Genomic DNA, 20,532 nt, shown 5'->3' on the forward strand with positions numbered 1-20,532 from the left:
CTGTTCTCGATGCTGACATGCCGCCCCGCGACGGTCGCCCCGATCCCGATGCGCTGCTGGAAAAGCTGCAGCAGGACGAGCAAGCGGCCCAACGGGGCAAACTGCGGATCTATTTCGGTTCCAACGCCGGAGTCGGCAAGACCTGCGCCATGCTCACCGCGGCGCGCAACGAAGTGGCCCAGGGCCGCGACGTGGTGGCCGGGGTGGTGGAAACCCATGGCCGGCGGGAAACCGCCGAGCTGCTGCAAGGGCTGCAAGTGCTGGAGCGCCACCGCCTGATGCACCGCGACTACGCCTTGCCGGAGTTCGACCTGGATGCCGCCCTGGCGCGGCACCCGGCGGTGCTGCTGGTGGACGAGCTGGCCCACAGCAACGTGCCCGGCTCGCGCCATCCCAAGCGCTGGCAGGACGTGGAGGAATTGCTGCGGGCCGGCATCGATGTCTGGACCACCCTCAACGTCCAGCACCTGGAAAGCCTCAACGACATCGTCAGCGGGATCATCGGCATTCGGGTGCGCGAAACGGTGCCCGACCACCTGTTCGACGAAGCCCACGAAGTGCTGGTGATCGACCTGCCGCCGGATGACCTGCTGCGCCGCCTCAAGGACGGCAAGGTCTACCTCGGGCCCCAGGCCGAACGCGCTTCACGGCATTTCTTTCGCAAGGGCAACCTGCTGGCCCTGCGTGAACTGACCCTGCGCCGCACCGCCGACCGGGTCGATGCACAGATGCGCGACTATCGCCGCGAGCGTTCGATCAATGCCTTGTGGCCGGCTCGCGAGCGCTTGCTGGTGGGGATCGCTGGCGACCCGGCGGACGAGCGCCTGGTGCGCGAAGCCGCGCGCCTGGCGCAAAAGCTCGAAGCCGACTGGATGGTGGTGCACGTGGCTTCGGCCCAGCGCCGTGGCGCCGGCGCCGCCCGTTATGCGGCGGCCATGAAGACCCTGGCCCTGGCCGCCGAGTTTGGCGCCGAGACCGCCACTTTGCCCGGCATGGATGTCGCCGAAGCCCTGGTGGCCTGCGCTCGCGAGCACAACGCCAATCGCCTGGTGCTGGGCCATTACCCGCGCAAGGTCTGGCAGTTCTGGCACCAGTCGGTGAGCGACCGCATCAGCCGCCAGCACCCGGAAATCGACCAGATCGTGATCGCCAACGGGCCCTTGAGCCGGCGCCCTGCGCCAGTGGACAAGCCCGAGGCCGGCCTGCCGCCTAGCCGCGCGCCGGCCTACCTGTGGGCGAGCCTGGCGTGCTTTGCCGCCACCGCGGTGGCGGCGCTGCTGCTCAAAGTGTTCGACCCGGCCAACGTGGTCATGCTGTTCCTGCTGACCGTGGTCCTGGTGGCGCTGCGCTACGGGCGGGGGCCCGGCGTCTGGGCGGCGATGCTGGCGGTGCTGTGCTTCGATTTCTTCTTCGTCCAGCCGGTGTGGTCGTTCACGGTCAACGACACCCAGTACTTCTTCACCTTCGCCCTGATGCTGGGGATTGCCCTGATCACCGGCCAGCTCACCGCGCGCCTGCGCCATGAAGCGCGTACCGCGGCCGCGGGCGAGCGTCGTGCCACCTCCCTGGCCGGGCTGGCCCGTGAGCTGTCGGCGGCGTTGACCGAGGAGCAGATCTGCGCCGTGGCCTTGCGTACCTTCAGCGGGGTGTTCGAGGCCCGGGTCGGGCTGGCGTTGCCGGATGCCGAGAACCGGGTGCGGGCGCTGAGCGCCAATACCCTGGCCATTGACGAGAGCATCGCCCAGTGGGCCTATGACCACGACCAACCGGCCGGGCGCGGCACCGATACCCTGGCGGCGGCCAAGGGCTGCTATCTGCCGCTCAAGGCGCCGATGCGGGTGCGTGGCGTGCTGGTGCTTGAAGCCGAGGATGCCGAGCGCCTCAAGGAGCCGGAAGAACAGCGCCTGCTGGAGGCCTGCATGAGCCAGCTGGCGATTGCCCTGGAGCGCGTGCATTACGTCGAGGTGGCCCAGAGCACTGTGCTGCAGATGGAGGGCGAGCGCATGCGCAACACCCTGCTGGCGGCCATTTCCCATGACCTGCGCACGCCCTTGACCACCATCATCGGCGCCGCCGACGCCGCCTTGCCCCACGCTGCGCAGGGCCCGCTCAAGCACCTGCTGGCAGGGATTCACGATCAGGCTTCGTCCATGCAGCGGCTGATCGAGAACCTGCTGGACATGGCGCGCATGCAGGAGCGCGGGGTACGCCTGAATCGCCAGTGGAACTCCCTGGAGGAGATTGTCGGCAGTGCCCTGCGCCAGCTGCGCGAGCCCCTGGCCGGGCATCAATTGCGAGTGGCCATGGCGCCGCAGCTGCCCTTGGTGGAAGTGGACGCGCTGTTGCTGGAGCGGGTGCTGGTGAACCTTCTGGACAACGCCGCCAAGTACACCCCGGCCGGGACCCTGGTGCAGATCAGCGCCCGCCAGGTCGACCAGCAGATCATCCTGCAGGTCAGCGACAGCGGCCCGGGCTGCCCGAAGGGCAGTTCCCCGGCCAGCCTGTTCGAAGCCTTCAGTCGCGGTCAGCAGGAATCCGCCGTGGCCGGCATCGGCCTGGGCCTGGCCCTGGCCAAACGTATCGTCGAGGCCCATGGCGGGCGCATCGAGGCCCAGCCTCATGCCGATGCCGGGCTGAGTTTTGTCATCACCTTGCCGGCGGGTCAGCCGCCTTCCATGGAAACCCTATGAGCAGCGCACGCATCCTGATCGTCGAGGACGAAGCCAATATCCGCCGTTTCGTCGGTATCGCCCTGGAGGACGAAGGTTTCCAGGTGTTCGAGGCCGACAGCGTCAAGCGCGCCCTGATCCATGCCGCCAGCCGCCAGCCGGACCTGGTGATCGTCGACCTGGGCCTGCCGGACGGCGACGGCAAGCAGTTGATCAGCGAGCTGCGCGGCTGGCTGGCGGTGCCGATCCTGGTGCTGTCGGCCCGGGATCGGGAGGACGAGAAAGTCGCCGCCCTGGATGCCGGCGCCGACGACTACCTGGTCAAGCCGTTCGGCGTGCCGGAACTGCTGGCGCGGATTCGCGCGCAACTGCGCCGTCATGGCCAGAGCGGTACGGCGGCCGCTACCAGCAAGGTGGCCTTTGGTGCCATCGAGGTCGACCTGGCCACCCATGAGGTGCGCCGCGAAGGGCTGCCTGTGCACCTCACGCCGATCGAGTACCGCCTGCTCTGCGCGCTGATCCGTGGCCAGAGCCGGGTGCTGACCCATCGCCAGTTGCTGCTGGAGGTCTGGGGCCTGGACTACGTCGACCGCGCCCATTACCTGCGGGTGCACATGGCCCATCTGCGGCAGAAGCTGGAGGCCGATCCGGCCCAGCCCCAGCATCTGATCACCGAGTTGCAGGTGGGTTACCGCCTGGTGGGGCTGTGATCCCGGCCCAGGGATTTTTCGCCGCGGTGCCGTTCGTGGACAAAGTCGATGTACAGGGTGATACAGCCGAAGGCGGCAATGCCGAACAGCAGTAGAAGGCCGATCTGGATATTGCTCATGGGAAAGCTCCTGGGGGCAGGACGGGGCGGTTCCGGCCCGCTCGGGCCGGCCACCCTGACGTCGGGGAGCTGATAGATAAGCCCTTGGCGCAGGCGTTGCCAGGGCTTATATGAAAGCTTTACGGCGGCCCCTTCGATCCCTATGCAATGCATACGCAGGCTGCTCTGTTGGTAGAATCGGCGGCCCTTCTCCGACCCCAGGTTGCCGCCCATGACCGCTTCGACTCCGCTGATCCGCACCGTCCTGCCCACCGACCTGGACCGCTGCTTTGCCATCGAGACCCTGGCCTACGAAGGCGACGAGGCCGCGACCCGGGACAAGATCGCCACCCGCATCGCCACCTGGCCCGAAGGTTTCATCGTTGCCGAAGTGCAGGGTGTGGTGGCCGGCTTCATCAACTCCGGCGCCACCTTCGACGTGCAGATGGCCGACGAGGCCTTCAAGGAACTGATCGGCCACGACCCGGCGGGCCCGGAAGTGGTGATCATGTCGGTGGTGGTGCACCCGGACTTCCAGGGCCTGGGCCTGTCCCGGCACCTGCTGCAAGCCTTCATCGCGCGCATGCGCGAACTGGGCAAGGCGCGCATCCACCTGATGTGCAAGGAACGCCATGTACCGCTGTACCAGCGCTTTGGTTTTGTCTACATCAAGGCGTCGGAGTCGGACCACGGCGGCATGGCCTGGCACGAGATGGTGCAGTCGCTGTAGAACGGATATCGGGTTTGCAGCCGCGGGCCCGGGGTCAGAACGCCAGCGCCATCCGCCGTTCATAGCCGATCCGGCCCTTGCAGGCTTCGCCGTTTTCCACCCAGCCCAGCTTGCGGTACAGCCTGAGGGCCGGCTGGTTGTCGCTGTCCACCGCCAGGGTCAGGCCCTTGAGTTCGGGCCAGGCCTGGCGGGCGGCCTCAGGCACCGCTTGCAGGCAGGCCTGGCCGAAGCCCCGGCCCTGGTGCCGCCGGTCCACTTGCAGTGCGTGCAGGCTGGCGCTGTCGGCATCGGCCCAGGCCGGCAGGCAGGGCGGGCGCTTGAGCAGCAGGAAGGCCACCGGCCACTCCTCGCTGAGCAGGGCAAAGCCCCTGATCGCTCCCCGCGGCGCGCTGCCGAGGGTGTACAGCGCGCCATGAATGTCCCCGCTAAACGCCTTCTGTCCGGGCAGCACCTCAAGCTCCAGCAAGCGGGCATGCTGGTGGCTGTCGAGCTGTTCGTAAGGCACCAGGCGAGTGGTCACGGGCACGTAGATCCGGTGGGGGGAGGGTGCGGATTCTAGCGATTTTGCCCCGCCGGTAAATTTTTTTATGCGCAGTGTCGATTGCGCGAATGGCCAGACGACTAAGGGTGAACTGAACATTCAACGGCGTGGGTGCAGGGGGTGTTCAGCAGCGGTTCATTCCATTCATGAGGAGTTTCGCCATGCACAATCCATCCAACGAAGCGCAGATCCGCAGCCTGATCGACAACTGGCAACAGGCTGTGATGGCCCGGGATATCCAGCGTATTGTCAGCTACTACGCCGACGACATCACTTCTTTCGACGCGGTCGGTGCCTTGCAATTCAAGGGCAAGGCCGCCTATCGCGAACACTGGGAAGCGTGCATGCAGGTCTGCCCCGGCCCGGGCATTTTCGAGTTCCATCAGTTGCAGGTGCTGGCCGACGAAGAGCTGGCCTTCGCCCACTGGCTGGCCCATTGCGGTGGCACCGATGCCGAGGGCGTGACCAAGGCCTGCTGGATGCGGGTGAGTGCCGCTTACCAGCGCCGTGCGGGCCAATGGCTGGTGGTGCACGAGCACTGGTCGGCGCCGTTCGACATGCTCACCGGGACCACCCAGTTCGACCTGCAACCCTGAGCAACCAGCGGTTCGCCAAAGCGGCGAACAGCGACCATAGTTGCTCAGCCCGAATCCGGAGGTGCCCATGAAATACCTATGCCTGGTCTACAGCGACGAACAGTTGCTGCACAGCCTGCCCGACAGCCCCGAGGATGCCGAGTGCCTGGCCTATGCCGAGTCGGTCCAGGGCAGCGGGCGGATGCTTGCCGCCGAGGCGCTGCAATCGGTGCACACCGCCACCACGGTGCGCATGCGCGGTGGCAAGCTGTCGATCACCGATGGCCCGTTCGCCGAAACCAAGGAACAGTTGGCCGGTTTCTACCTGATCCAGGCCAAGGACTTGAACGAAGCGATCCAGGTGGCCGGGCAGATACCGGCGGCCCGGGTCGGCAGTGTCGAAGTGCGTCCGGTACGTGAATTGAATCCCTGAAAACAACGATAAACAGGAGTTTCGCGATGACTTTCCAGACTGCGGGCCGCAAGCCCGCCGAGCATGAACTGTCCATCAGCCGCCTGATCGACGCGCCGCGCAACAAGGTCTTTCGCGCCTGGACCGAGCCGGCCTTGCTGGCGCAATGGTGGGGGCCCCACGGCATGATCACTCCGGAGTGTGAAATGGACCTGTGGGTCGGCGGCCAGTTTCGTACCCTGATGCGCGCCCCGGACGGCAGCGAGTACCCGACCATGGGGGTGTTCCTGGAGATCGCCGCGCCGTCGCGGCTGGTGTTTACCGACGCTTACCTGCCGGGCTGGATCCCCTCGGGCAAGCCGTTCATGACCGCTGAAGTGACCTTCGAGGAGCAGGGCGACCAGACCCTCTACACTGCCCGCGCCATGCACTGGACCGAGGCCGATCGCAAGGCCCATGAGGCCATGGGCTTTCACGAGGGCTGGGGGCAGAGCCTGGAGCGCCTGGTGGCCCTGGTCACCCGGGACCTGCCGGACTGATGAGCGACCAGCCTCGGGAAGTCATCGCGGCAACGGTGGCGCAGGTCTACCGCGAGCAGTCGCGGCGGATCCTCGCCACCCTGATCCGCCTGCTGGGGGATTTCGACCTGGCCGAGGAGGCGCTGCATGAAGCCTTCTTCGTGGCGGTGGAGCGCTGGCGCAGCGATGGCGTGCCGGACAACCCGCGGGCCTGGCTGGTGTCCGTCGGCCGCTTCAAGGCCATCGACGCCCTGCGTCGCCGGGCGCGCTTCGCGGCGTCACAGGCGGCGCTGCTCAGCCAGCTCGAGCAACTGGAACAGGACGACTGGAGCGCCGAGGACGTGCAAGACGATCGCCTGCGCCTGATCTTCACCTGCTGCCACCCGGCACTGGCGGCGGATGCCCAGGTACCCCTGACCCTGCGGGAGATCTGCGACCTGAGCACCGAGGAAATCGCCCGGGCCTTTCTGGCCACGCCGGCCACCATCGCCCAGCGCATCGTGCGTGCCAAGGCGAAGATCCGCGATGCGCGGATTCCCTACCAGGTGCCGGCGTTGAGCGAGCTGCCCGAGCGCCTGGAGAGCGTGCTGCGGGTGATCTACCTGGTGTTCAACGAAGGGTATTCGGCCTCCATGGGCGCCGAGCTGACCCGGGAGGACCTGACCCGCGAAGCCATTCGCCTGGGCTACCTGCTGCTGGAACTGTTGCCGGAAGCGGAGGTGATGGGCCTGCTGGCGCTGATGCTGTTGCACGAGTCACGGCGTGGCGCGCGTCTTTCCAGCGACGGCGAGCTGGTCCTGCTGGACGAGCAGGATCGCGGGTTGTGGCAGCAGGATTTGATCGAGCAGGGCTGTGCCCTGGTAGAGCGCGGCCTGCGCAGCGGCCAGGCCGGGCCCTATTGCCTGCAGGCGGCGATTGCCGCGGTGCATGCCGAAGCGCCGAGTGCAGCACAGACCGACTGGCCGCAGATCGTCGGTTTGTATGACGTGCTGCTGCGCCTGCAGCCTTCGCCGGTGATCGAGCTCAACCGTGCCGTGGCCCTGGCCCAGCGCGACGGGCCCGGTGCCGGGCTGGCGCAAGTGGAAGCGATCCTGCTGCGCGGCGACTTGCAGGATTACCACCTGGCCCATGCCGCTCGTGCCGACTTCTGCCGGCAACTGGGGCATATCGCCGCGGCGCGCCAGTCCTACCAGCGGGCCCTGGCCCTGGTCCGGCAAGCCCCCGAGCGGCGCTTCCTCGAACAGCGCCTGGCCCAGCTCCCCCAGTAGCCGCTGCCGAAGGCTGCGACCGAACCCGCCGGGGCGCCAACCTCGCCCCGGCTCAAGCCTGCTGCCGGGTCGCCGCCAGGACGATCTCGCGGATACACACTTGCTGCGGCTGCTGGTAGGCAAAGGCAATGGCCCCGGCCACGTCGTCTGCACTCAGCACCGTACCGCCCATGTCCTGTTTCCAGGCCTGGTAACCGGCCTTGATGGCCTCGTCGGTGGTGTGGCTCAGCAGTTCGGTTTCTACCGCACCGGGGGCGATGGTGATGACCCGCACATTGTGCGGCGCCAGCTCTTCGCGCAGGTTTTCCGAGAGCCCGTGGACCGCGAACTTGGTGCCGACATAGGCCACGTGGTTGGCAAAGGTCTTGCGCCCGGCCACCGAACTGACGTTGATCAGGGTGCCCTGGCGGCGCTCGATCATCCCGGACACCACGGCGTGTACGCCATTGAGCAGCCCCTTGACGTTGACGTCGAGCATGCGCTCCCACTGCTGCGGGTCCTGCCGGCTGATTTCCCCCAGGAGCATGACCCCGGCGTTGTTGATCAGGGCGTCCGCCGGGCCGAACCGCGCTTCGGCCTCCGCCACGGCGGCCAGCAGTGCGGCGCGGTCGGTGATGTCCACCGCGCGGCTCAGGCTGTCGGGCAATTCCAGGGCGTGCAGGCGCTCGACGCGCCGGGCCAGCAGCAGGAGGGGATGGCCGGCCGCCGACAGCAGGCGGGCGGTGGCCTCGCCGATGCCCGAACTGGCGCCGGTGATGATGACGAGAGGCTTGCTCATGGGAGGACTCCAGGGATAAGAAAAATGCATGGCTTTACGGGGCGGGCAGTATATTTAGCCCTCTTGAGGCTGAAAAATGCCTTATTCCTCTGTCTGTCATCGGTATTTCCTATGGATGTCCGCCATCTCAAAGCCTTCCTTGCGGTGTTCGAGGAGCGCAACATCACCGCTGCCGCCCAGCGCTTGTGCATCAGCCAGCCGACCTTGTCGGTGACCATCAAACAGCTTGAGGACGAGTTGGGGGCGCAGTTGTTCCTGCGCCAGCCACGGGGTGTTGAAGTCAGCGAGCAGGCGCGGGTGCTGTATCCCCAGGCCCGGCGCATGGTGGCCGAGGCCGAGAGCTTGAGCCGTCTGTTTCGCCAGGACGAAAGCCGTTTGGTGCTGGAGCTGGGAGTAGAAGGTGATATTGCCGACAGCCAGATCTCCGCTTTCGTACGAATGGCCCAGCAGGCGTTGCCCAACCTGTTGCTGACCTTGCAGGAAGGCTGTGTCGGCGACGCGCGCCTGGCGGTGGAAGAGCTGTGCTGCGAGGACGAATTGTTCCTGCCGTTATGGGAGGAGCCTTATGTGCTGGCGGTGCCGGTGGGGCACAGGCTGCTGGAGCAAGAGCAGCCCCAGCCCCGGGTGGAGGACTGGGTCACTTGCCCGGAGCACGCCTCGCACCAGCGCCTGATGGCGCTCTATGGCGGTGCTGTGCAAGCCCAGGCCGGGCATGCCGGGAGCTTGAAGCAGGCGCTGAACATGGTGGCGGCGGGCCTGGGGGTGGCGATGCTGCCGCTGTCGCTGGTGCAGGGCCGCGAGGGGGTAGAAAGCCGGGCCTTGCACCTGCCGGCGCCCAGCCGGCGGATCGGCTTGTGCTACGCCGTGCAGGCGCTGGAGTCGGCGACCTTGCGCACGCTGCATGACTACTTGCGCACCCTGCGGCCAATCGGCTAGCGGGCGGCGCTGACGAGCGCGGTCATTGCAGCATCTGCGCCAGCAACCAGCTGCCCGCCGGCCCTGGCGGGTGCAGGCGCGACCAGAGCGCGTCCACCGCCACGGTGCGCGGCCAGCCACGCACGTTCAGCTCCTGCAACTTGCCCGCGCCAAAACCTTCCACCAGCCAGCGCGGCAGGGGCGCCCAGCCAAAGCCGCCCTGGGCCATCTCCAGCAGCATCAGGTAGCTGGGGGCCGACCAGACCCGGCCCTGGCAGCGGCTGTCGTAGGGGTTGAGCACGGTGGCCAGACGTAATTCACGGTGCTGGCGCAGGCTTTCCTCATCGACCCGGGCCTGCTGCGCCAAGGGATGCTTGCAGGCCACGTAGAGGGAAATCTCACTGCGCTCTTGCATGGTCTTGTGCTCCAGGTCCGCCGGGTAGTCGGCCTGCATCTCGGCAAAGGCGATCTGCGCCCGGCCGCTCTGCACCAGGGCGATCAGGTCTTCGCACTCGGCAATCAGGCATTCCAGCTCGAGGTCCGGGTAACGCTGCTCGAAGGCGCTCAGGCTGCTTTCGAAGCGATCCGACTGGTAGGTGTCCGACAGCGCCACCGTGAGTTTCGCCTCAATGCCCTGGGACAGCTGGCTGGCGGCCATTTCCAGGCGGCTGGTGGCAGCCAGGATTGCTTCGGCACGCTGCAGCAGCACATGCCCGGCCGGGGTCAGGCCGGGCTTGCGGCTGGAACGGTCGAAAAGCTGCACGTCGAGGTCGATCTCCAGGCTGGCCACCGCCGCACTGATGGTGGACTGGCTCTTGCCCAGCTTGCGCGCGGCAGCGGAAAAGGAACCTTGGGTGGCTGCCTGGACAAACGCCAGCAGCACTTCATGTGAGGCCATGAACTATCGCCCTGCTCGATGGTTATTGATTATGAAGTATCGGCCTTGTCCTGGAAGATCGGCAACACATTCATTCAAGGAGCCGGCCATGAGCCTTCAGAAATCCCTTAACGAACGCATCTTCCAGGCGGTAGGTTTTGAACTGCTGGCGGTGCTGATCTGCACCCCGCTGCTGTCCTGGATCATGGACAAGCCCATGGCCGACATGGGCCTGGTGACCATCGGCATTGGCCTGTTGGCCCTGGCCTGGAACGTGGTGTTCAACGGCCTGTTCGACCGGTTGCTCAAGCGCTTGCAGTGGGTCCACAACGGTTGGACCCGGGTCCTGCATGCGTTGATGTTCGAAGGCGGGCTGGTGGCAGTGGGCGTACCGATGATTGCCTGGTGGCTGAATATCAGCCTGCTGCAGGCGTTCATCCTGGACATCGGCGTGCTGCTGTTCTTCCTGCCGTACACCTATGTCTATCACTGGGTCTACGACGTGCTGCGGGACAAGTGGCTGCAACAGCGCCTGGCTCACTGAGCCGGTTTCAGGGCGCCGGGTGCCGCCCTTCGATGGCAGCCAGATAGGCTTCCAGCGCCCGCGGCACTTCTTCGAGCAGCAGCTGGCTCTTGAACTCGGGGTGTTCCAGGGCCAGGTGGAACAGGCCGATGGGCAGGCCGAGCATGGCCATGGCGTAGGCCTCGCGCTCGGCGGCACTGGCCCGGGGAAGGCGCAGCGCCAGGACCTGGCGATAGACGCTCTTGATCTGCAGGCGCAGGTCCGGGGCCTGCAACTGGCCCATGGCAAACCCCGGGTTGATCATCAGCAGCAGGTCGGGGTGCTGCTCCAGGTATTCGAGGATCGGCAGCACCATGCGCTCTATCACTTGCCGGCCACTGGACCCCGTCCAGACCTGCGGAGCAACCGCCAGCAGGTCGCTGGTGATGGTGCTCAGGGCTTCGATGTGGCGCTGGCCCAGGGCTTCGAGCACTTGCTGCTTGTCACTGAAAAAATGATAGAGCGAACCGATGGAGGTACCGGCCAGCCGGGCGATGCCGTGCATGGTCAGGTTCGCCGCCCCCTGGCTGGGCAGTAGCCGGGCACAAGCGTCGAGGATCGCCATCACCCGTTCGTGGCCACGGGACTGTTTGGGGGCTCGGTGGGGAGCGGCGGGGGAGGGAATGGATTCGGTCATGGTCAGCGAAATGTCCGGGGGCGCCTATTATGGCGTAGAGCGTGGGGTGCAGTCCTAGAGAAAACTAGACACCATCCTCTACTTTTGCAGAAAATACCCGGCTTCGGGTTCCGTTCAGTGAACCTGCTGTCCTCCTGACTATCTGAAGGCCATGACTATTTCCCGCAACTGGATCATCTGCGAACACTGCGATTCGTTGTACGAGTCCGTGCCGCTCGGCAAAGGCCAGACGGCCCAGTGCTCGCGCTGTGGCGCGGTGCTGGCCCGTGCCCGTTGGCTGAGTGTGCAGCAGCTGTTGGCCCTGTCGATCACCGCCGGGTTGTTGTTCGTCTTCGCCAATCTGTTTCCGGTGATCAAGATCAGCCTCGAAGGCCTGAGCAACGAGGCGACCCTCTGGCAATCGGTGGAGGCCCTGGCCCAGGGCCGCATCAGCCTGATTGCCGCGATCACCGGCCTGACCATCATTCTCGCGCCGTGCCTGCAGATCATCCTGCTGTGCTGGGTGCTGGGGTTTGCCAATGTGGGGCGCGCCGCGCCCGGCTTCAAGGCCAGCATGCGCGCTCTGGAGCACCTGCGGCCCTGGAGCATGCTGGAGGTGTGCCTGCTGGGGATCCTGGTGGCCATCGTCAAGCTGGCGGGGATGCTCGATGTGCATCCGGGGCTGGGGCTGTGGGCCCTGGCGATGCTCACGGTGCTGATCATCCTGATTTCCGGCAAGGACATCCGCTACCTCTGGGATGACCTGGAGGGCCGCTACTGATGAGCGCTCCACCCTACGCCCGGGACCACCAATTGATGCTGTGCCACACCTGTGGCCAGGTCTGCCAGGCGTCCGAGCATCAATGCCCGCGCTGCGATGCGCCGGTGCATGCGCGCAAGCCCAACAGCCTGGCGCGCACCTGGGCCTTTCTCCTGGCCAGCCTGATCTTCTACATTCCGGCCAACCTGCTGCCGGTGATGCACACCAGCATCTTTGGCAGCGCCAGTGAAAACACCATCATGAGCGGCGTGGTGGAGTTCTGGAAACACGGTTCCTGGGACATCGCCCTGCTGATCTTCATCGCCAGCGTGGTGGTGCCCTGCAGCAAGTTCTTTGTCCTCGGCACCCTGCTGGTGACCTGCCAGCGCCGCAGCCTCTGGGCCCAGCGCGAGCGGGCCAAGCTCTATCGTTTCATCGAGCTGATCGGCTACTGGTCGATGCTCGACGTGCTGGTGGTGGCCCTGGTGGCGGCCCTGGTGCAGTTTCGTGCCCTGAGTTCGATCGACCCGCGCATGGGTATTCTGTTTTTTGGTTTGGTGGTGGTGCTGACGATGTTGGCGGCCATGAGTTTCGATCCCCGGCTTATCTGGGACGCAGAGGTTGAAGATGTCTGATCATCCAGGTTCCAACGCAGCAAATCCCCCGCCCGTTCCTGGCGCTCCGGCGCTGCGCACGCGGCGTTTCAATGTCTCGCTGGTGTGGCTGGTGCCGATTGTCGCGGCCCTGGTGGGGCTGTCGATGGTGGTGCACAACTCACTCTCGGCGGGGCCGGAAATCAGCATCAGCTTCCAGACCGCCGAAGGCCTGGAAGCTAACAAGACCCAGGTCAAGTACAAGAACGTGGTGATCGGCAAGGTGACCTCCATCGCCCTGAGCGACGACCGCAAGAAGGTGGTGGCCAAGGTCGAGCTGGACCAGTCCGCCGAACCCTTCACCGCCGACGATTCGCTGTTCTGGGTGGTGCGCCCGCGAATCGGCGCCAATGGCATTTCCGGGGTCGACACCCTGCTTTCCGGGGCCTTTATCGGCGCCGACGCCGGCAAGTCGGAAAAACGCAAGGACAGCTTCAAGGGCCTGGAAACCCCGCCGCCCATCACCTATGGGCAGAAGGGCAAGCGCTTTACCCTGCACACCGACGACCTGGGCTCGCTGGACATCGGCTCGCCGGTCTATTACCGGCGCATCGAGGTGGGGCAGGTGGTGTCCTACCAGTTGGCCAACAGCGGCAAGGGCGTGGACGTGAAGATCTTCGTCAACTCGCCCAACGATAAGTACGTCACCACCGACACCCGTTTCTGGAACGCCAGCGGCGTCGACGTGACCCTCGGCGCCAACGGTTTGAAGGTCAACACCGAGTCAGTGTCGTCGATCCTCGCCGGCGGCATTGCCTTCGTCGAACCCAAGTACAGCCCCAACGCCAAGCCGGCTGACGAGAACGCCGAGTACACCCTGTTCGGCGACCAGGACACCGCCCTGGCGCCGCCCGATGGCGCGCCCTATTACATTCGCATGCGCTTCGACCAGGCCTTGCGCGGCCTGTCGGTGAATGCCCCGGTGGAGTTCCTCGGGGTGAACATCGGCAAGGTGGTGTCCATGGACCTGGACTACGACGAGCAGCGCAAGTATTTCCCGACCCTGGTCGGCGCGGTGATCTACCCCGAGCGGCTGGGCAAGGCCCACGAAAAGCTGGTGAAGCAGACTGGCGGCGAAGACGACGCCCGCTCGGCGAAACTGATCGGCGCCTTCGTCAAGAATGGCCTGCGCGCCCAGCCCCGCAGCGGCAACCTGTTGACCGGCCAGCTGTACATCTCCCTGGACTTTGTCACCAACGCCAAGCCGGTGGCCTATGACGCTACCGCACGGCCCCTGGAGATTCCCACTGTGCCTGGCAGCATGGACAAGTTGCAGGAGCAGTTGCAGGCCGTGGTGGACAAGATCAGCAAGCTGCCGATCGATTCCATTGCCGCCAACCTCAATGGCAGCCTGGCGGAGATGCAGAAGACCCTCAAACAGGTCAACGGCGAAGTGCTGCCACAGATGCGCGACACCCTGGAGCAATCCAAGAAGACCCTGGCCAGCGCCAACGAGAGTTTCTCCGAAGACTCGCCGCAGCGGCAGAAACTCGGCCAGGCCATGGAGGAAGTGCAGCGCACCGCGCGTTCGGTGCGGGTGCTCAGCGATTTCCTCGGGCGTCATCCTGAAGCGCTGATCCGCGGGCGCCTCAAAGATAATCAACCGGATGCCTACCAGTCGCCATCCTCCTCTGTTCGCGAATCCGTACCGGAAGCCCAGCCATGAAAACCCGTGCCCTGTTGCTCTGCCTGACCCTGGGACTTGCCGCCTGCAGCTCCGCGCCCACCCATTACTACACCCTGCTGCCACCGGTGGCCGAAGGCAGCAGCGCGGCCCGCACCGGGGGCCCGCAGTTCGAAATGTCCACGGTGCGGATTCCGGTCCAGGTGGACCAGCCGCAACTGGTGGTGCGCCAGGACAGCGGCACCCTGGCGATCCTCGAAACCCAGCGCTGGAGCGCGCCGCTGGTGGATGAGTTCCACGACGCCCTGGCCAGCCAGATGGAGCAGAAGCTGGGTACCCGCAACCTTGAAGGCCTGCCCAAGCAGCCCGGGCGCCCGGTGCTGTCGTTGCAGACCGATGTGCGGCGCTTCGAGTCCCTGCCCGGGCGCTATGCACTGATCGATGTGGTCTGGAGCCTGCGCCAGCGGGGTGAGGGCGGCCCGGCCCGCAGCCTGACCTGCAGCAGCCAGATCCGCCAACCGGCGGGTGTGGAACTGAACAGCCTGGTCCAGGCCCATCAACAGGCCATCGCCCAGTTGGCCGGGCAGGTCGCCGCCGCCGCGCAACGCTGGACCTGCCCCTGAATCACCCTGTAGCCGCTGGCGCAGGTTGCGAACGGCTCCGCGGAAGGCGCGGTGATCGTGAGAACGCTCAAATTCCAGCAGGTGACGGGGCCACACGCTCAGCGCCGGGCGCTGAGTTGCTGGGGCGCCAGGAAGGCGTCGTGGAAATAATCGCGCAGGGCCTGCATGGCCGGGGTGAAGGTACGCTCGCGGTGCCAGGCCAGCCCCACGCTCATGGGCGTGACCGCATCGCTCAGGCTCAGGGTCTCGATACGCTTGCCTTCCAGTGACCAGGGCCGGTGCACCAGATCCGAGAGGATCGCCACGCCGCTGCCGTTGGCCACCATGCTGCGCACCGCTTCCACCGAGCTGGTGCGCACGCGCACCCGGGGCTGCTGGCCGGCCTGTTCCCAATAACGCATGGCGCTTTGCTCGGCTTCGTCGACGGTGAGCAGGATGAACGGCTCCTCGGCCACGTCCGCCAGGCTGATGCTGCTGCGCTCGCACAGCGGATGGTGGGCCGGCAGCCACAGCCGGCGCTCGGAGTTGAACAGGGTCTGCGAGACGATGTCCGGGTGCGTCAGGTTGGCGGTGAGTACCACTGCCATGTCGAAGCGGCCTTCCAGCAAGCCTTGCTCGATGGCCTGGCGTTCCTGTTCATGGAGCTCGATGGTGACGTCCGGGTGCCAGTGCTGCAGGCGCTGCAGGTGGTGCGGCAGGAAGTAGCCGATCACCGTGTAGCTGGCCGCCAGGTGCAATACGCCGCTGGCCCGATAGTCCGGCAACGGGCTGTTCAGGGCATCTTCGACGCTGCGCAGGATCACGTAGGCGCGGTTGAGAAAATGCCGCCCGGCATCGGTCAGGTTCATGCCCTGGGCCGAGCGCACGAACAGCTGCACGGCGAGCATCGCCTCCAGCTCCTTGATCGCCGTGGTCACCGCCGACTGGGAAATATTCAAGTGCAGCGCCGCCTGGGAAATCTGCCCGATCTCGGCGGTAGCAACGAAATAGCGCACCTGGCGCAAGGTCAACGACACGGCCCATTCCCCTCTAACGCTGCAGGAGCCGGCTTGCCGGCGAAAGCGATCTTGCAAGCGCCTGTGCCGTCACGCATCACGCTGCATGCTAGCTTTATCTGTTTTTCAGAACAAGCTTTATCTGATAATAGATCTTCCCAAGGGGTCAAGGCCGCTCTAATTTTCACTGCACGAAGTCACGAGAGTTGGAGCAACAGTGATGCAGGCAGTGGATTTCAATTCGGACATGGGCGAAAGCTTCGGCCCCTGGACCATCGGCGATGGCGTCGACAACGAGCTGATGGGCTTTATCAGCTCGGCCAATATCGCCACCGGCTTTCACGCCGGCGACCCCGGCACCATGCGCCGCACCATCGAACAGGCCAAGCGCCTGGGGGTAGCCATCGGCGCCCATCCGGGGTTTCGCGACCTGGTGGGTTTCGGCCGCCGGCACATAAATGCCCCGGCCCAGGAGCTGGTGGACGACATGCTCTATCAGCTTGGCGCCCTGCGGGAAATGGCCCGGGTACAAGGCGTGAAGCTGCAGCACATCAAGCCTCATGGTGCGCTCTACATGCACCTGGCCCGGGACGAGGAGGCGGCGCGGCTGCTGGTGCAAAACCTGCGCCGGCTGGAGCCCGAGTTGCTGCTGTATTGCATGCCCAATTCGGTGATCTGGCGTGTGGCCCAGGAGCTGGGGCAGCCGGTGATCCGCGAGTTCTACGCCGACCGCGACTACGACCTCAGCGGCTCCATCGTGTTTACCCGCAACGTCCGCGCCCTGGACCCGGCAGCCGTGGCGGCCAAGGTGCTGCGCGCCTGCCAGACCGGCCTGGTACGCACCGTCGAAGGCGAGGAGCTGTTTCTCGAATTCGATTCCATCTGCCTGCACAGCGACACCCCCGGCGCCCTGGACCTGGTGCAGGCCACCCGCACGGCGCTGGATCAGGCCGGTATCGAGGTCCGCGCACCGCGTTGAGGCGCATCGACACGAAGCACCGCGCACAGACGCGGGGTTCATCTGGTTTTGTTTTTTTTGCCTGCCTTTCTACAACTATTCCAAAAGGAACAGACATGGCCGAATACAGTGTTATCACCCCCTTGCCGGGCACCTTTTATCGCAAGGCCACCCCGGAGTCGGCGCCTTTCGTCGAGGTCGGCGACAGCGTCAGCGCCGATACCGTGATCGGCCTGATCGAAGTCATGAAGCAGTTTTCCGAACTGACCGCCGGGAGCGCGGGTCAAGTCAGCGCCTTTCTGGTGGAAGACGGTGATCCGGTGGAACCGGGTCAGGTCGTCGCGACGCTCGAACAGTGAGGGCCGGGGCATGACTGGATCAATCAACAAATTGCTGGTGGCCAACCGTGGCGAGATTGCCGTGCGCATTATTCGCGCGGCCAAGGCCCTGGGGATTCCCACCGTTGCCGCCTGCAGTGAGGCGGATGCCGATTCCATGGCCGCACGTATGGCCGATGAAGTACAGATCATCGGCCCGGCGCGGGCCGACAAGAGCTACCTGAATGTCCAGGCCCTGCTCGGTGCCTTGCAGGCCAGCGGTGCCAACGCGGTACATCCGGGCTATGGCTTTCTTTCCGAGAATGCCGACTTCGCCGAGGCGGTGGTCGAGGCCGGGGCGATCTTCGTCGGTCCCAGTGCCGAAACCATCCGCCGCATGGGTGACAAGGCCGAAGCCCGGCGCACTGCGCAGGCGGCGGGAGTGCCGGTGGTACCGGGCTCCCCAGGAGAACTCTTCGACCTGGACAGTGCGCTGGCGGCCGCTGAAGTCGTGGGCTTTCCGTTGTTGATCAAGGCCAGTGCCGGCGGTGGCGGGCGCGGGATCCGCCTGGCCCAGGACGCGGCGCAATTGGCCGAGGAATTCCCTCGGGCGCAACGCGAAGCCCAGACCGCGTTCGGCAATGGCGCGGTGTACCTGGAGCGTTTCATTGGCCGTGCGCGGCACATCGAAGTTCAGGTGTTGGGCGATGGCAAACACGCGGTGCACCTGTTCGAACGCGAGTGTTCGCTGCAACGACGGCGGCAGAAGATCTTCGAGGAGGCGCCGTCGCCGGTACTCAGTGCCGAGCAGCGTGAGCAGTTGTGCAGCAGCGCCGTGCGCCTCACCGAAGCCTTGGGCTACCAGGGCGCGGGCACTCTGGAATACCTCTACGACGACAGCACCGGCGAGTTCTTCTTTATCGAGATGAACACGCGGATCCAGGTGGAGCACCCCATCAGCGAGCTGATCACCGGCATCGATCTGGTCCAGGCCATGCTGCGTATTGCCGGGGGCGAGCCCCTGGGTTTGCGCCAGAGTGATATCCGGCTTAACGGCGCGGCCTTGCAGATGCGCCTGAACGCCGAAGACCCGGCGCGGGATTTCTTCCCCAGCCCGGGCAAGGTCGAGCAGTTGATCTGGCCGCAAGGCGCCGGGGTGCGAGTCGATAGCCACCTGTACCCGGGCTATGCTGTGCCGCCTTATTACGACTCGCTGCTGGCCAAGCTGATCGTCCACGGCCGTGACCGTGGCGAAGCCCTGGCCCGAGCGCGGATTTCCGTGGAGCACACCACCCTGACCGGCATGGCCAGCACCTTGTCGCTGCACCGTGAACTGCTGGCCGAACCCTGGCTGGAGCAGGCCGACTTTCACACCGGAACCCTGGAAACCTGGCTGGCCGAGCGCCGCGCCGGAGGTGTCGCATGAGCCAGCCGATCCGCTACAGCTTTGGTGCCGACGAGCACCTGTTCGCCGAAGTCAGCGACAGCATGTCCCTGGAAGCCTTCTTCAAGGGCATGGCGGTAACCCGCGCGGTGGAGCGCCTGGAATTGGATGGCGTGCTGGATGTGTGCCTGGCCAATGCTTCGTTCCAGATCCGCTTTGACCCGGACCGCATCGCCCCGCAGGATCTGCTGGAGGCGGTGCAACAGGCCGAGGCCTGCGCGGTGGCCGAGCGCAGCCTGCATACCCGGATCATCGAGATCCCGGTGCTCTACAACGACCCCTGGACCCATGAAACCCTGATGCGCTTTCGCGACCGGCACCAAGACCCCAGCGCCACCGATCTTGAGTACGCGGCGCGGATCAACGGCCTGGCGGATGTCGAAGCCTTTATCGCCGCCCACAGCGGCGCGCCCTGGTTCGTCTCCATGGTGGGCTTTGTGGCGGGCCTGCCGTTCATGTTCCAGATGGTCGAACGTGAACGGCAACTGCAGGTGCCCAAGTACCTGCGGCCGCGCACCGATACGCCCAAACTGACCCTGGGCCACGGCGGCTGTTTCGGCTGCATCTACTCGGTGCGCGGTGCCGGCGGCTACCAGATGTTCGGCGTCACCCCGGCGCCGATCTACGACCCGCAGCAACAGTTGACCTACCTCAAGCAGCACATGGTGTTCTTCCGTCCGGGGGACATCGTGCAGTTCAAGCCCATTGACCGCCAGGCCTATGACCTTGCCGTGGCCGAAGTCGAGGCCGGGCGTTTCGACTTGCGCATCCGCGAGGTGGAGTTTTCCCTGGATGCCTTTCTCGCCGACCCGGTCGGCTATCCCAAGTCGTTGCAGGAGGTGCTGGCATGATCAAGGTCATCAAACCGGGCCTGGCCACATCGGTACAGGACCTGGGTCGCGAAGGTTTCTATCACCTGGGGATTCCGCCGTCCGGGGCCCTGGACCAGTACGCCCTGAGCGCCGCCAACCAGCTGGTGGGCAACCCGGCGGGGGCAGCGGGGCTGGAGTGCACCTTGCTCGGCCCTGAGCTTGCATTCAGCACCGATGCCCTGGTGGCGGTCTGCGGTGCCCACATGACCCCCAAGCTCGATGGCGTGGACATGCACCTGGACACCGCCTTTGCGGTCAAGGCCGGGCAAGTGCTGCGCTTCGACTTTCCCAAGGCCGGGGCCCGGGCGTATCTGGCGGTGGCCGGTGGCATCGATGTGCCGCTGGTGCTGGGCAGCCGCTCGACTTACGCCTTGGGTACCCTGGGTGGTTTCCAGGGCCGGCGCCTGGTGGCGGGTGATGAGCTGCCGGTGGGCATGGACAGCGGCAAGAGCCGCCCGGGCGCCAGTCTGCCCATGGCGCTGCGCCAGTCCCTGGGCGGCGAAATCACCCTGCGGGTGGTGCCGGGCCTGTACTACGAACGTTTGAGCGAGGCGGCCAAGGCCAGCTTCTTCGCCGAACCCTGGACCGTGGGTTCGGAGGCGGACCGCATCGGCTATCGCTTCAAGGGCGGCAGCGCCTTGAGCTTCCAGCCCAGGGAGCAGCCGTTCGGTGCCGGTTCCGATCCGTCGAACATCGTCGACAGTTGCTATCCCATCGGTTCGATCCAGGTGCCGGCGGGGCTCGAACCCATCGTCCTGCACCGGGACGCGGTGTCCGGTGGTGGCTACGCGATGATCGGCACGGTGATCAGCGCCGACCTCGACCTGATCGGCCAGATGCAGCCCAACCAGAAGGCCCGTTTTGTCGCGGTGACCCTGGAAGAAGCGCTGGAGGCCCGGCGTTCCTACAAGAAAAAGCTCAGTTGCCTGAGCAAGTTGTTCCCTTCCTGACCCTCTTGCTCGTGTAGCCGCTGGGAGCCTGAGGTTGCTGCAGGTTTGGCGAGGGATCGCCAGGCAA

General features: G+C 65.6%; 24 protein-coding genes. 18 read left to right on the plus strand and 6 right to left on the minus strand.

Translation table 11 applies throughout. The features are described 5' to 3' along the window. The first annotated feature begins 17 nt into the window (after positions 1 to 17). On the plus strand, positions 18 to 2,690 hold the full coding sequence (locus BM382_RS09820) for a sensor histidine kinase (protein ID WP_019093585.1): 2,673 nt from the start codon (positions 18 to 20) through the stop codon (positions 2,688 to 2,690). Then, the gene (locus tag BM382_RS09825) at positions 2,687 to 3,379 is read left to right on the plus strand and encodes a response regulator (RefSeq protein WP_011062823.1); all 693 of its coding nucleotides are present in this window, start codon (positions 2,687 to 2,689) and stop codon (positions 3,377 to 3,379) included. Before BM382_RS09820 ends, BM382_RS09825 begins: the two co-directional genes overlap by 4 nt. Here the strand turns inward: BM382_RS09825 and BM382_RS31870 are convergent. Then, on the minus strand, positions 3,358 to 3,498 hold the full coding sequence (locus tag BM382_RS31870; RefSeq protein WP_170866317.1) for a hypothetical protein: 141 nt from the start codon (positions 3,496 to 3,498) through the stop codon (positions 3,358 to 3,360). The two genes, BM382_RS09825 and BM382_RS31870, sit on opposite strands and share 22 nt — an antisense overlap. Positions 3,499 to 3,709: 211 nt before the next feature. Here BM382_RS31870 and BM382_RS09830 point away from each other — a divergent pair, with 211 nt between their 5' ends. Then, positions 3,710 to 4,207, plus strand: coding sequence for a GNAT family N-acetyltransferase (locus tag BM382_RS09830; protein ID WP_011062822.1), 498 nt, complete (start codon positions 3,710 to 3,712; stop codon positions 4,205 to 4,207). Positions 4,208 to 4,241: 34 nt separating this feature from the next. Here BM382_RS09830 and BM382_RS09835 read toward each other — a convergent pair whose 3' ends face one another. After that, positions 4,242 to 4,727, minus strand: a complete 486-nt coding sequence (locus tag BM382_RS09835) for a GNAT family N-acetyltransferase (protein WP_072442727.1) — start codon at positions 4,725 to 4,727, stop codon at positions 4,242 to 4,244. A 182-nt stretch (positions 4,728 to 4,909) separates the two neighbouring features. On the opposite strand from BM382_RS09835, the gene BM382_RS09840 reads away from it, so the two are divergent. The 4 genes from BM382_RS09840 to BM382_RS09855 all read left to right on the plus strand — a co-directional run bounded on the left by BM382_RS09840 (position 4,910) and on the right by BM382_RS09855 (position 7,521). Beyond that, positions 4,910 to 5,344, plus strand: a complete 435-nt coding sequence (locus tag BM382_RS09840) for a YybH family protein (RefSeq protein ID WP_072442730.1) — start codon at positions 4,910 to 4,912, stop codon at positions 5,342 to 5,344. Positions 5,345 to 5,411: 67 nt separating this feature from the next. Beyond that, positions 5,412 to 5,756, plus strand: coding sequence for a YciI family protein (locus BM382_RS09845; protein ID WP_011062819.1), 345 nt, complete (start codon positions 5,412 to 5,414; stop codon positions 5,754 to 5,756). 26 nt (positions 5,757 to 5,782) lie between these two features. Next, positions 5,783 to 6,274, plus strand: a complete 492-nt coding sequence (locus BM382_RS09850) for an SRPBCC family protein (RefSeq protein WP_019093590.1) — start codon at positions 5,783 to 5,785, stop codon at positions 6,272 to 6,274. Then, the gene (locus BM382_RS09855; protein ID WP_011062817.1) at positions 6,274 to 7,521 is read left to right on the plus strand and encodes an RNA polymerase sigma factor; all 1,248 of its coding nucleotides are present in this window, start codon (positions 6,274 to 6,276) and stop codon (positions 7,519 to 7,521) included. Before BM382_RS09850 ends, BM382_RS09855 begins: the two co-directional genes overlap by 1 nt. 52 nt (positions 7,522 to 7,573) lie before the next feature. On the opposite strand, the gene BM382_RS09860 is transcribed toward BM382_RS09855, so the two are convergent. Continuing rightward, a complete protein-coding gene (locus BM382_RS09860) occupies positions 7,574 to 8,299 on the minus strand; it encodes an SDR family oxidoreductase (RefSeq protein WP_011062816.1) in 726 nt (241 codons plus the stop codon). 111 nt (positions 8,300 to 8,410) lie between these two features. Here BM382_RS09860 and BM382_RS09865 point away from each other — a divergent pair, with 111 nt between their 5' ends. After that, positions 8,411 to 9,235, plus strand: a complete 825-nt coding sequence (locus tag BM382_RS09865) for a LysR family transcriptional regulator (RefSeq protein ID WP_072442732.1) — start codon at positions 8,411 to 8,413, stop codon at positions 9,233 to 9,235. Between the two features lie 22 nt (positions 9,236 to 9,257). On the opposite strand, the gene BM382_RS09870 is transcribed toward BM382_RS09865, so the two are convergent. Beyond that, on the minus strand, positions 9,258 to 10,112 hold the full coding sequence (locus BM382_RS09870) for a LysR family transcriptional regulator (protein WP_015636709.1): 855 nt from the start codon (positions 10,110 to 10,112) through the stop codon (positions 9,258 to 9,260). Positions 10,113 to 10,200: 88 nt separating this feature from the next. Here BM382_RS09870 and BM382_RS09875 point away from each other — a divergent pair, with 88 nt between their 5' ends. Continuing rightward, the gene (locus BM382_RS09875) at positions 10,201 to 10,635 is read left to right on the plus strand and encodes a multidrug/biocide efflux PACE transporter (RefSeq protein WP_011062813.1); all 435 of its coding nucleotides are present in this window, start codon (positions 10,201 to 10,203) and stop codon (positions 10,633 to 10,635) included. A 7-nt stretch (positions 10,636 to 10,642) separates the two neighbouring features. On the opposite strand, the gene BM382_RS09880 is transcribed toward BM382_RS09875, so the two are convergent. After that, entirely contained in the window at positions 10,643 to 11,290 is a 648-nt protein-coding gene (locus BM382_RS09880; RefSeq protein ID WP_019093593.1) for a TetR/AcrR family transcriptional regulator, read from the minus strand. Between the two features lie 151 nt (positions 11,291 to 11,441). On the opposite strand from BM382_RS09880, the gene BM382_RS09885 reads away from it, so the two are divergent. Genes BM382_RS09885 through BM382_RS09900 form a run of 4 tightly spaced genes read left to right on the plus strand, consistent with a single transcriptional unit; the run spans position 11,442 to position 14,929 of the window. Then, on the plus strand, positions 11,442 to 12,050 hold the full coding sequence (locus BM382_RS09885; RefSeq protein WP_015636707.1) for a paraquat-inducible protein A: 609 nt from the start codon (positions 11,442 to 11,444) through the stop codon (positions 12,048 to 12,050). Continuing rightward, positions 12,050 to 12,664 carry a paraquat-inducible protein A gene (locus tag BM382_RS09890; RefSeq protein ID WP_011062811.1) on the plus strand — a complete coding sequence of 205 codons (615 nt, stop codon included), beginning with the start codon at positions 12,050 to 12,052 and terminating at the stop codon, positions 12,662 to 12,664. Before BM382_RS09885 ends, BM382_RS09890 begins: the two co-directional genes overlap by 1 nt. After that, a complete protein-coding gene (locus BM382_RS09895) occupies positions 12,657 to 14,348 on the plus strand; it encodes a PqiB family protein (protein WP_015636705.1) in 1,692 nt (563 codons plus the stop codon). The genes BM382_RS09890 and BM382_RS09895 overlap by 8 nt, the downstream gene beginning before the upstream one ends. After that, the gene (locus BM382_RS09900; protein WP_011062809.1) at positions 14,345 to 14,929 is read left to right on the plus strand and encodes a PqiC family protein; all 585 of its coding nucleotides are present in this window, start codon (positions 14,345 to 14,347) and stop codon (positions 14,927 to 14,929) included. Before BM382_RS09895 ends, BM382_RS09900 begins: the two co-directional genes overlap by 4 nt. A 98-nt stretch (positions 14,930 to 15,027) precedes the next feature. On the opposite strand, the gene BM382_RS09905 is transcribed toward BM382_RS09900, so the two are convergent. Continuing rightward, a complete protein-coding gene (locus BM382_RS09905) occupies positions 15,028 to 15,945 on the minus strand; it encodes a LysR family transcriptional regulator (protein ID WP_011062808.1) in 918 nt (305 codons plus the stop codon). A gap of 199 nt (positions 15,946 to 16,144) precedes the next feature. On the opposite strand from BM382_RS09905, the gene BM382_RS09910 reads away from it, so the two are divergent. From BM382_RS09910 to BM382_RS09930, 5 genes are all read left to right on the plus strand, one after another. After that, positions 16,145 to 16,903, plus strand: coding sequence for a 5-oxoprolinase subunit PxpA (locus tag BM382_RS09910; RefSeq protein WP_015636704.1), 759 nt, complete (start codon positions 16,145 to 16,147; stop codon positions 16,901 to 16,903). A gap of 95 nt (positions 16,904 to 16,998) precedes the next feature. Further along, positions 16,999 to 17,241: an acetyl-CoA carboxylase gene (locus BM382_RS09915; RefSeq protein WP_011062806.1), complete on the plus strand. Its 243-nt coding sequence runs from the start codon at positions 16,999 to 17,001 to the stop codon at positions 17,239 to 17,241. A 10-nt stretch (positions 17,242 to 17,251) separates the two neighbouring features. Beyond that, positions 17,252 to 18,625, plus strand: coding sequence for an acetyl-CoA carboxylase biotin carboxylase subunit (locus BM382_RS09920; protein ID WP_072442734.1), 1,374 nt, complete (start codon positions 17,252 to 17,254; stop codon positions 18,623 to 18,625). Then, entirely contained in the window at positions 18,622 to 19,494 is an 873-nt protein-coding gene (locus BM382_RS09925) for a 5-oxoprolinase subunit B family protein (RefSeq protein ID WP_011062804.1), read from the plus strand. The genes BM382_RS09920 and BM382_RS09925 overlap by 4 nt, the downstream gene beginning before the upstream one ends. Next, the gene (locus BM382_RS09930) at positions 19,491 to 20,465 is read left to right on the plus strand and encodes a 5-oxoprolinase subunit C family protein (protein ID WP_072442736.1); all 975 of its coding nucleotides are present in this window, start codon (positions 19,491 to 19,493) and stop codon (positions 20,463 to 20,465) included. Before BM382_RS09925 ends, BM382_RS09930 begins: the two co-directional genes overlap by 4 nt. Positions 20,466 to 20,532 lie beyond the last annotated feature (67 nt).

This window comes from Pseudomonas sp. NFPP25, assembly GCF_900116505.1.
Taxonomy (GTDB): Bacteria; Pseudomonadota; Gammaproteobacteria; order Pseudomonadales; family Pseudomonadaceae; genus Aquipseudomonas; species Aquipseudomonas protegens.

What these genes read in the sequence shown, in the direction of transcription:
- BM382_RS09820 (WP_019093585.1), top strand. Translation starts at nt 18, where the DNA reads ATGCCGCCCCGCGACGGTCGCCCCGATCCCGATGCGCTGCTGGAAAAG.
- BM382_RS09825 (WP_011062823.1), top strand. Translation starts at nt 2,687, where the DNA reads ATGAGCAGCGCACGCATCCTGATCGTCGAGGACGAAGCCAATATCCGC.
- BM382_RS31870 (WP_170866317.1), bottom strand. Translation starts at nt 3,498, where the DNA reads ATGAGCAATATCCAGATCGGCCTTCTACTGCTGTTCGGCATTGCCGCC.
- BM382_RS09830 (WP_011062822.1), top strand. Translation starts at nt 3,710, where the DNA reads ATGACCGCTTCGACTCCGCTGATCCGCACCGTCCTGCCCACCGACCTG.
- BM382_RS09840 (WP_072442730.1), top strand. Translation starts at nt 4,910, where the DNA reads ATGCACAATCCATCCAACGAAGCGCAGATCCGCAGCCTGATCGACAAC.
- BM382_RS09845 (WP_011062819.1), top strand. Translation starts at nt 5,412, where the DNA reads ATGAAATACCTATGCCTGGTCTACAGCGACGAACAGTTGCTGCACAGC.
- BM382_RS09850 (WP_019093590.1), top strand. Translation starts at nt 5,783, where the DNA reads ATGACTTTCCAGACTGCGGGCCGCAAGCCCGCCGAGCATGAACTGTCC.
- BM382_RS09855 (WP_011062817.1), top strand. Translation starts at nt 6,274, where the DNA reads ATGAGCGACCAGCCTCGGGAAGTCATCGCGGCAACGGTGGCGCAGGTC.
- BM382_RS09860 (WP_011062816.1), bottom strand. Translation starts at nt 8,299, where the DNA reads ATGAGCAAGCCTCTCGTCATCATCACCGGCGCCAGTTCGGGCATCGGC.
- BM382_RS09865 (WP_072442732.1), top strand. Translation starts at nt 8,411, where the DNA reads ATGGATGTCCGCCATCTCAAAGCCTTCCTTGCGGTGTTCGAGGAGCGC.
- BM382_RS09870 (WP_015636709.1), bottom strand. Translation starts at nt 10,112, where the DNA reads ATGGCCTCACATGAAGTGCTGCTGGCGTTTGTCCAGGCAGCCACCCAA.
- BM382_RS09875 (WP_011062813.1), top strand. Translation starts at nt 10,201, where the DNA reads ATGAGCCTTCAGAAATCCCTTAACGAACGCATCTTCCAGGCGGTAGGT.
- BM382_RS09880 (WP_019093593.1), bottom strand. Translation starts at nt 11,290, where the DNA reads ATGACCGAATCCATTCCCTCCCCCGCCGCTCCCCACCGAGCCCCCAAA.
- BM382_RS09885 (WP_015636707.1), top strand. Translation starts at nt 11,442, where the DNA reads ATGACTATTTCCCGCAACTGGATCATCTGCGAACACTGCGATTCGTTG.
- BM382_RS09890 (WP_011062811.1), top strand. Translation starts at nt 12,050, where the DNA reads ATGAGCGCTCCACCCTACGCCCGGGACCACCAATTGATGCTGTGCCAC.
- BM382_RS09895 (WP_015636705.1), top strand. Translation starts at nt 12,657, where the DNA reads ATGTCTGATCATCCAGGTTCCAACGCAGCAAATCCCCCGCCCGTTCCT.
- BM382_RS09900 (WP_011062809.1), top strand. Translation starts at nt 14,345, where the DNA reads ATGAAAACCCGTGCCCTGTTGCTCTGCCTGACCCTGGGACTTGCCGCC.
- BM382_RS09910 (WP_015636704.1), top strand. Translation starts at nt 16,145, where the DNA reads ATGCAGGCAGTGGATTTCAATTCGGACATGGGCGAAAGCTTCGGCCCC.
- BM382_RS09915 (WP_011062806.1), top strand. Translation starts at nt 16,999, where the DNA reads ATGGCCGAATACAGTGTTATCACCCCCTTGCCGGGCACCTTTTATCGC.
- BM382_RS09920 (WP_072442734.1), top strand. Translation starts at nt 17,252, where the DNA reads ATGACTGGATCAATCAACAAATTGCTGGTGGCCAACCGTGGCGAGATT.
- BM382_RS09925 (WP_011062804.1), top strand. Translation starts at nt 18,622, where the DNA reads ATGAGCCAGCCGATCCGCTACAGCTTTGGTGCCGACGAGCACCTGTTC.
- BM382_RS09930 (WP_072442736.1), top strand. Translation starts at nt 19,491, where the DNA reads ATGATCAAGGTCATCAAACCGGGCCTGGCCACATCGGTACAGGACCTG.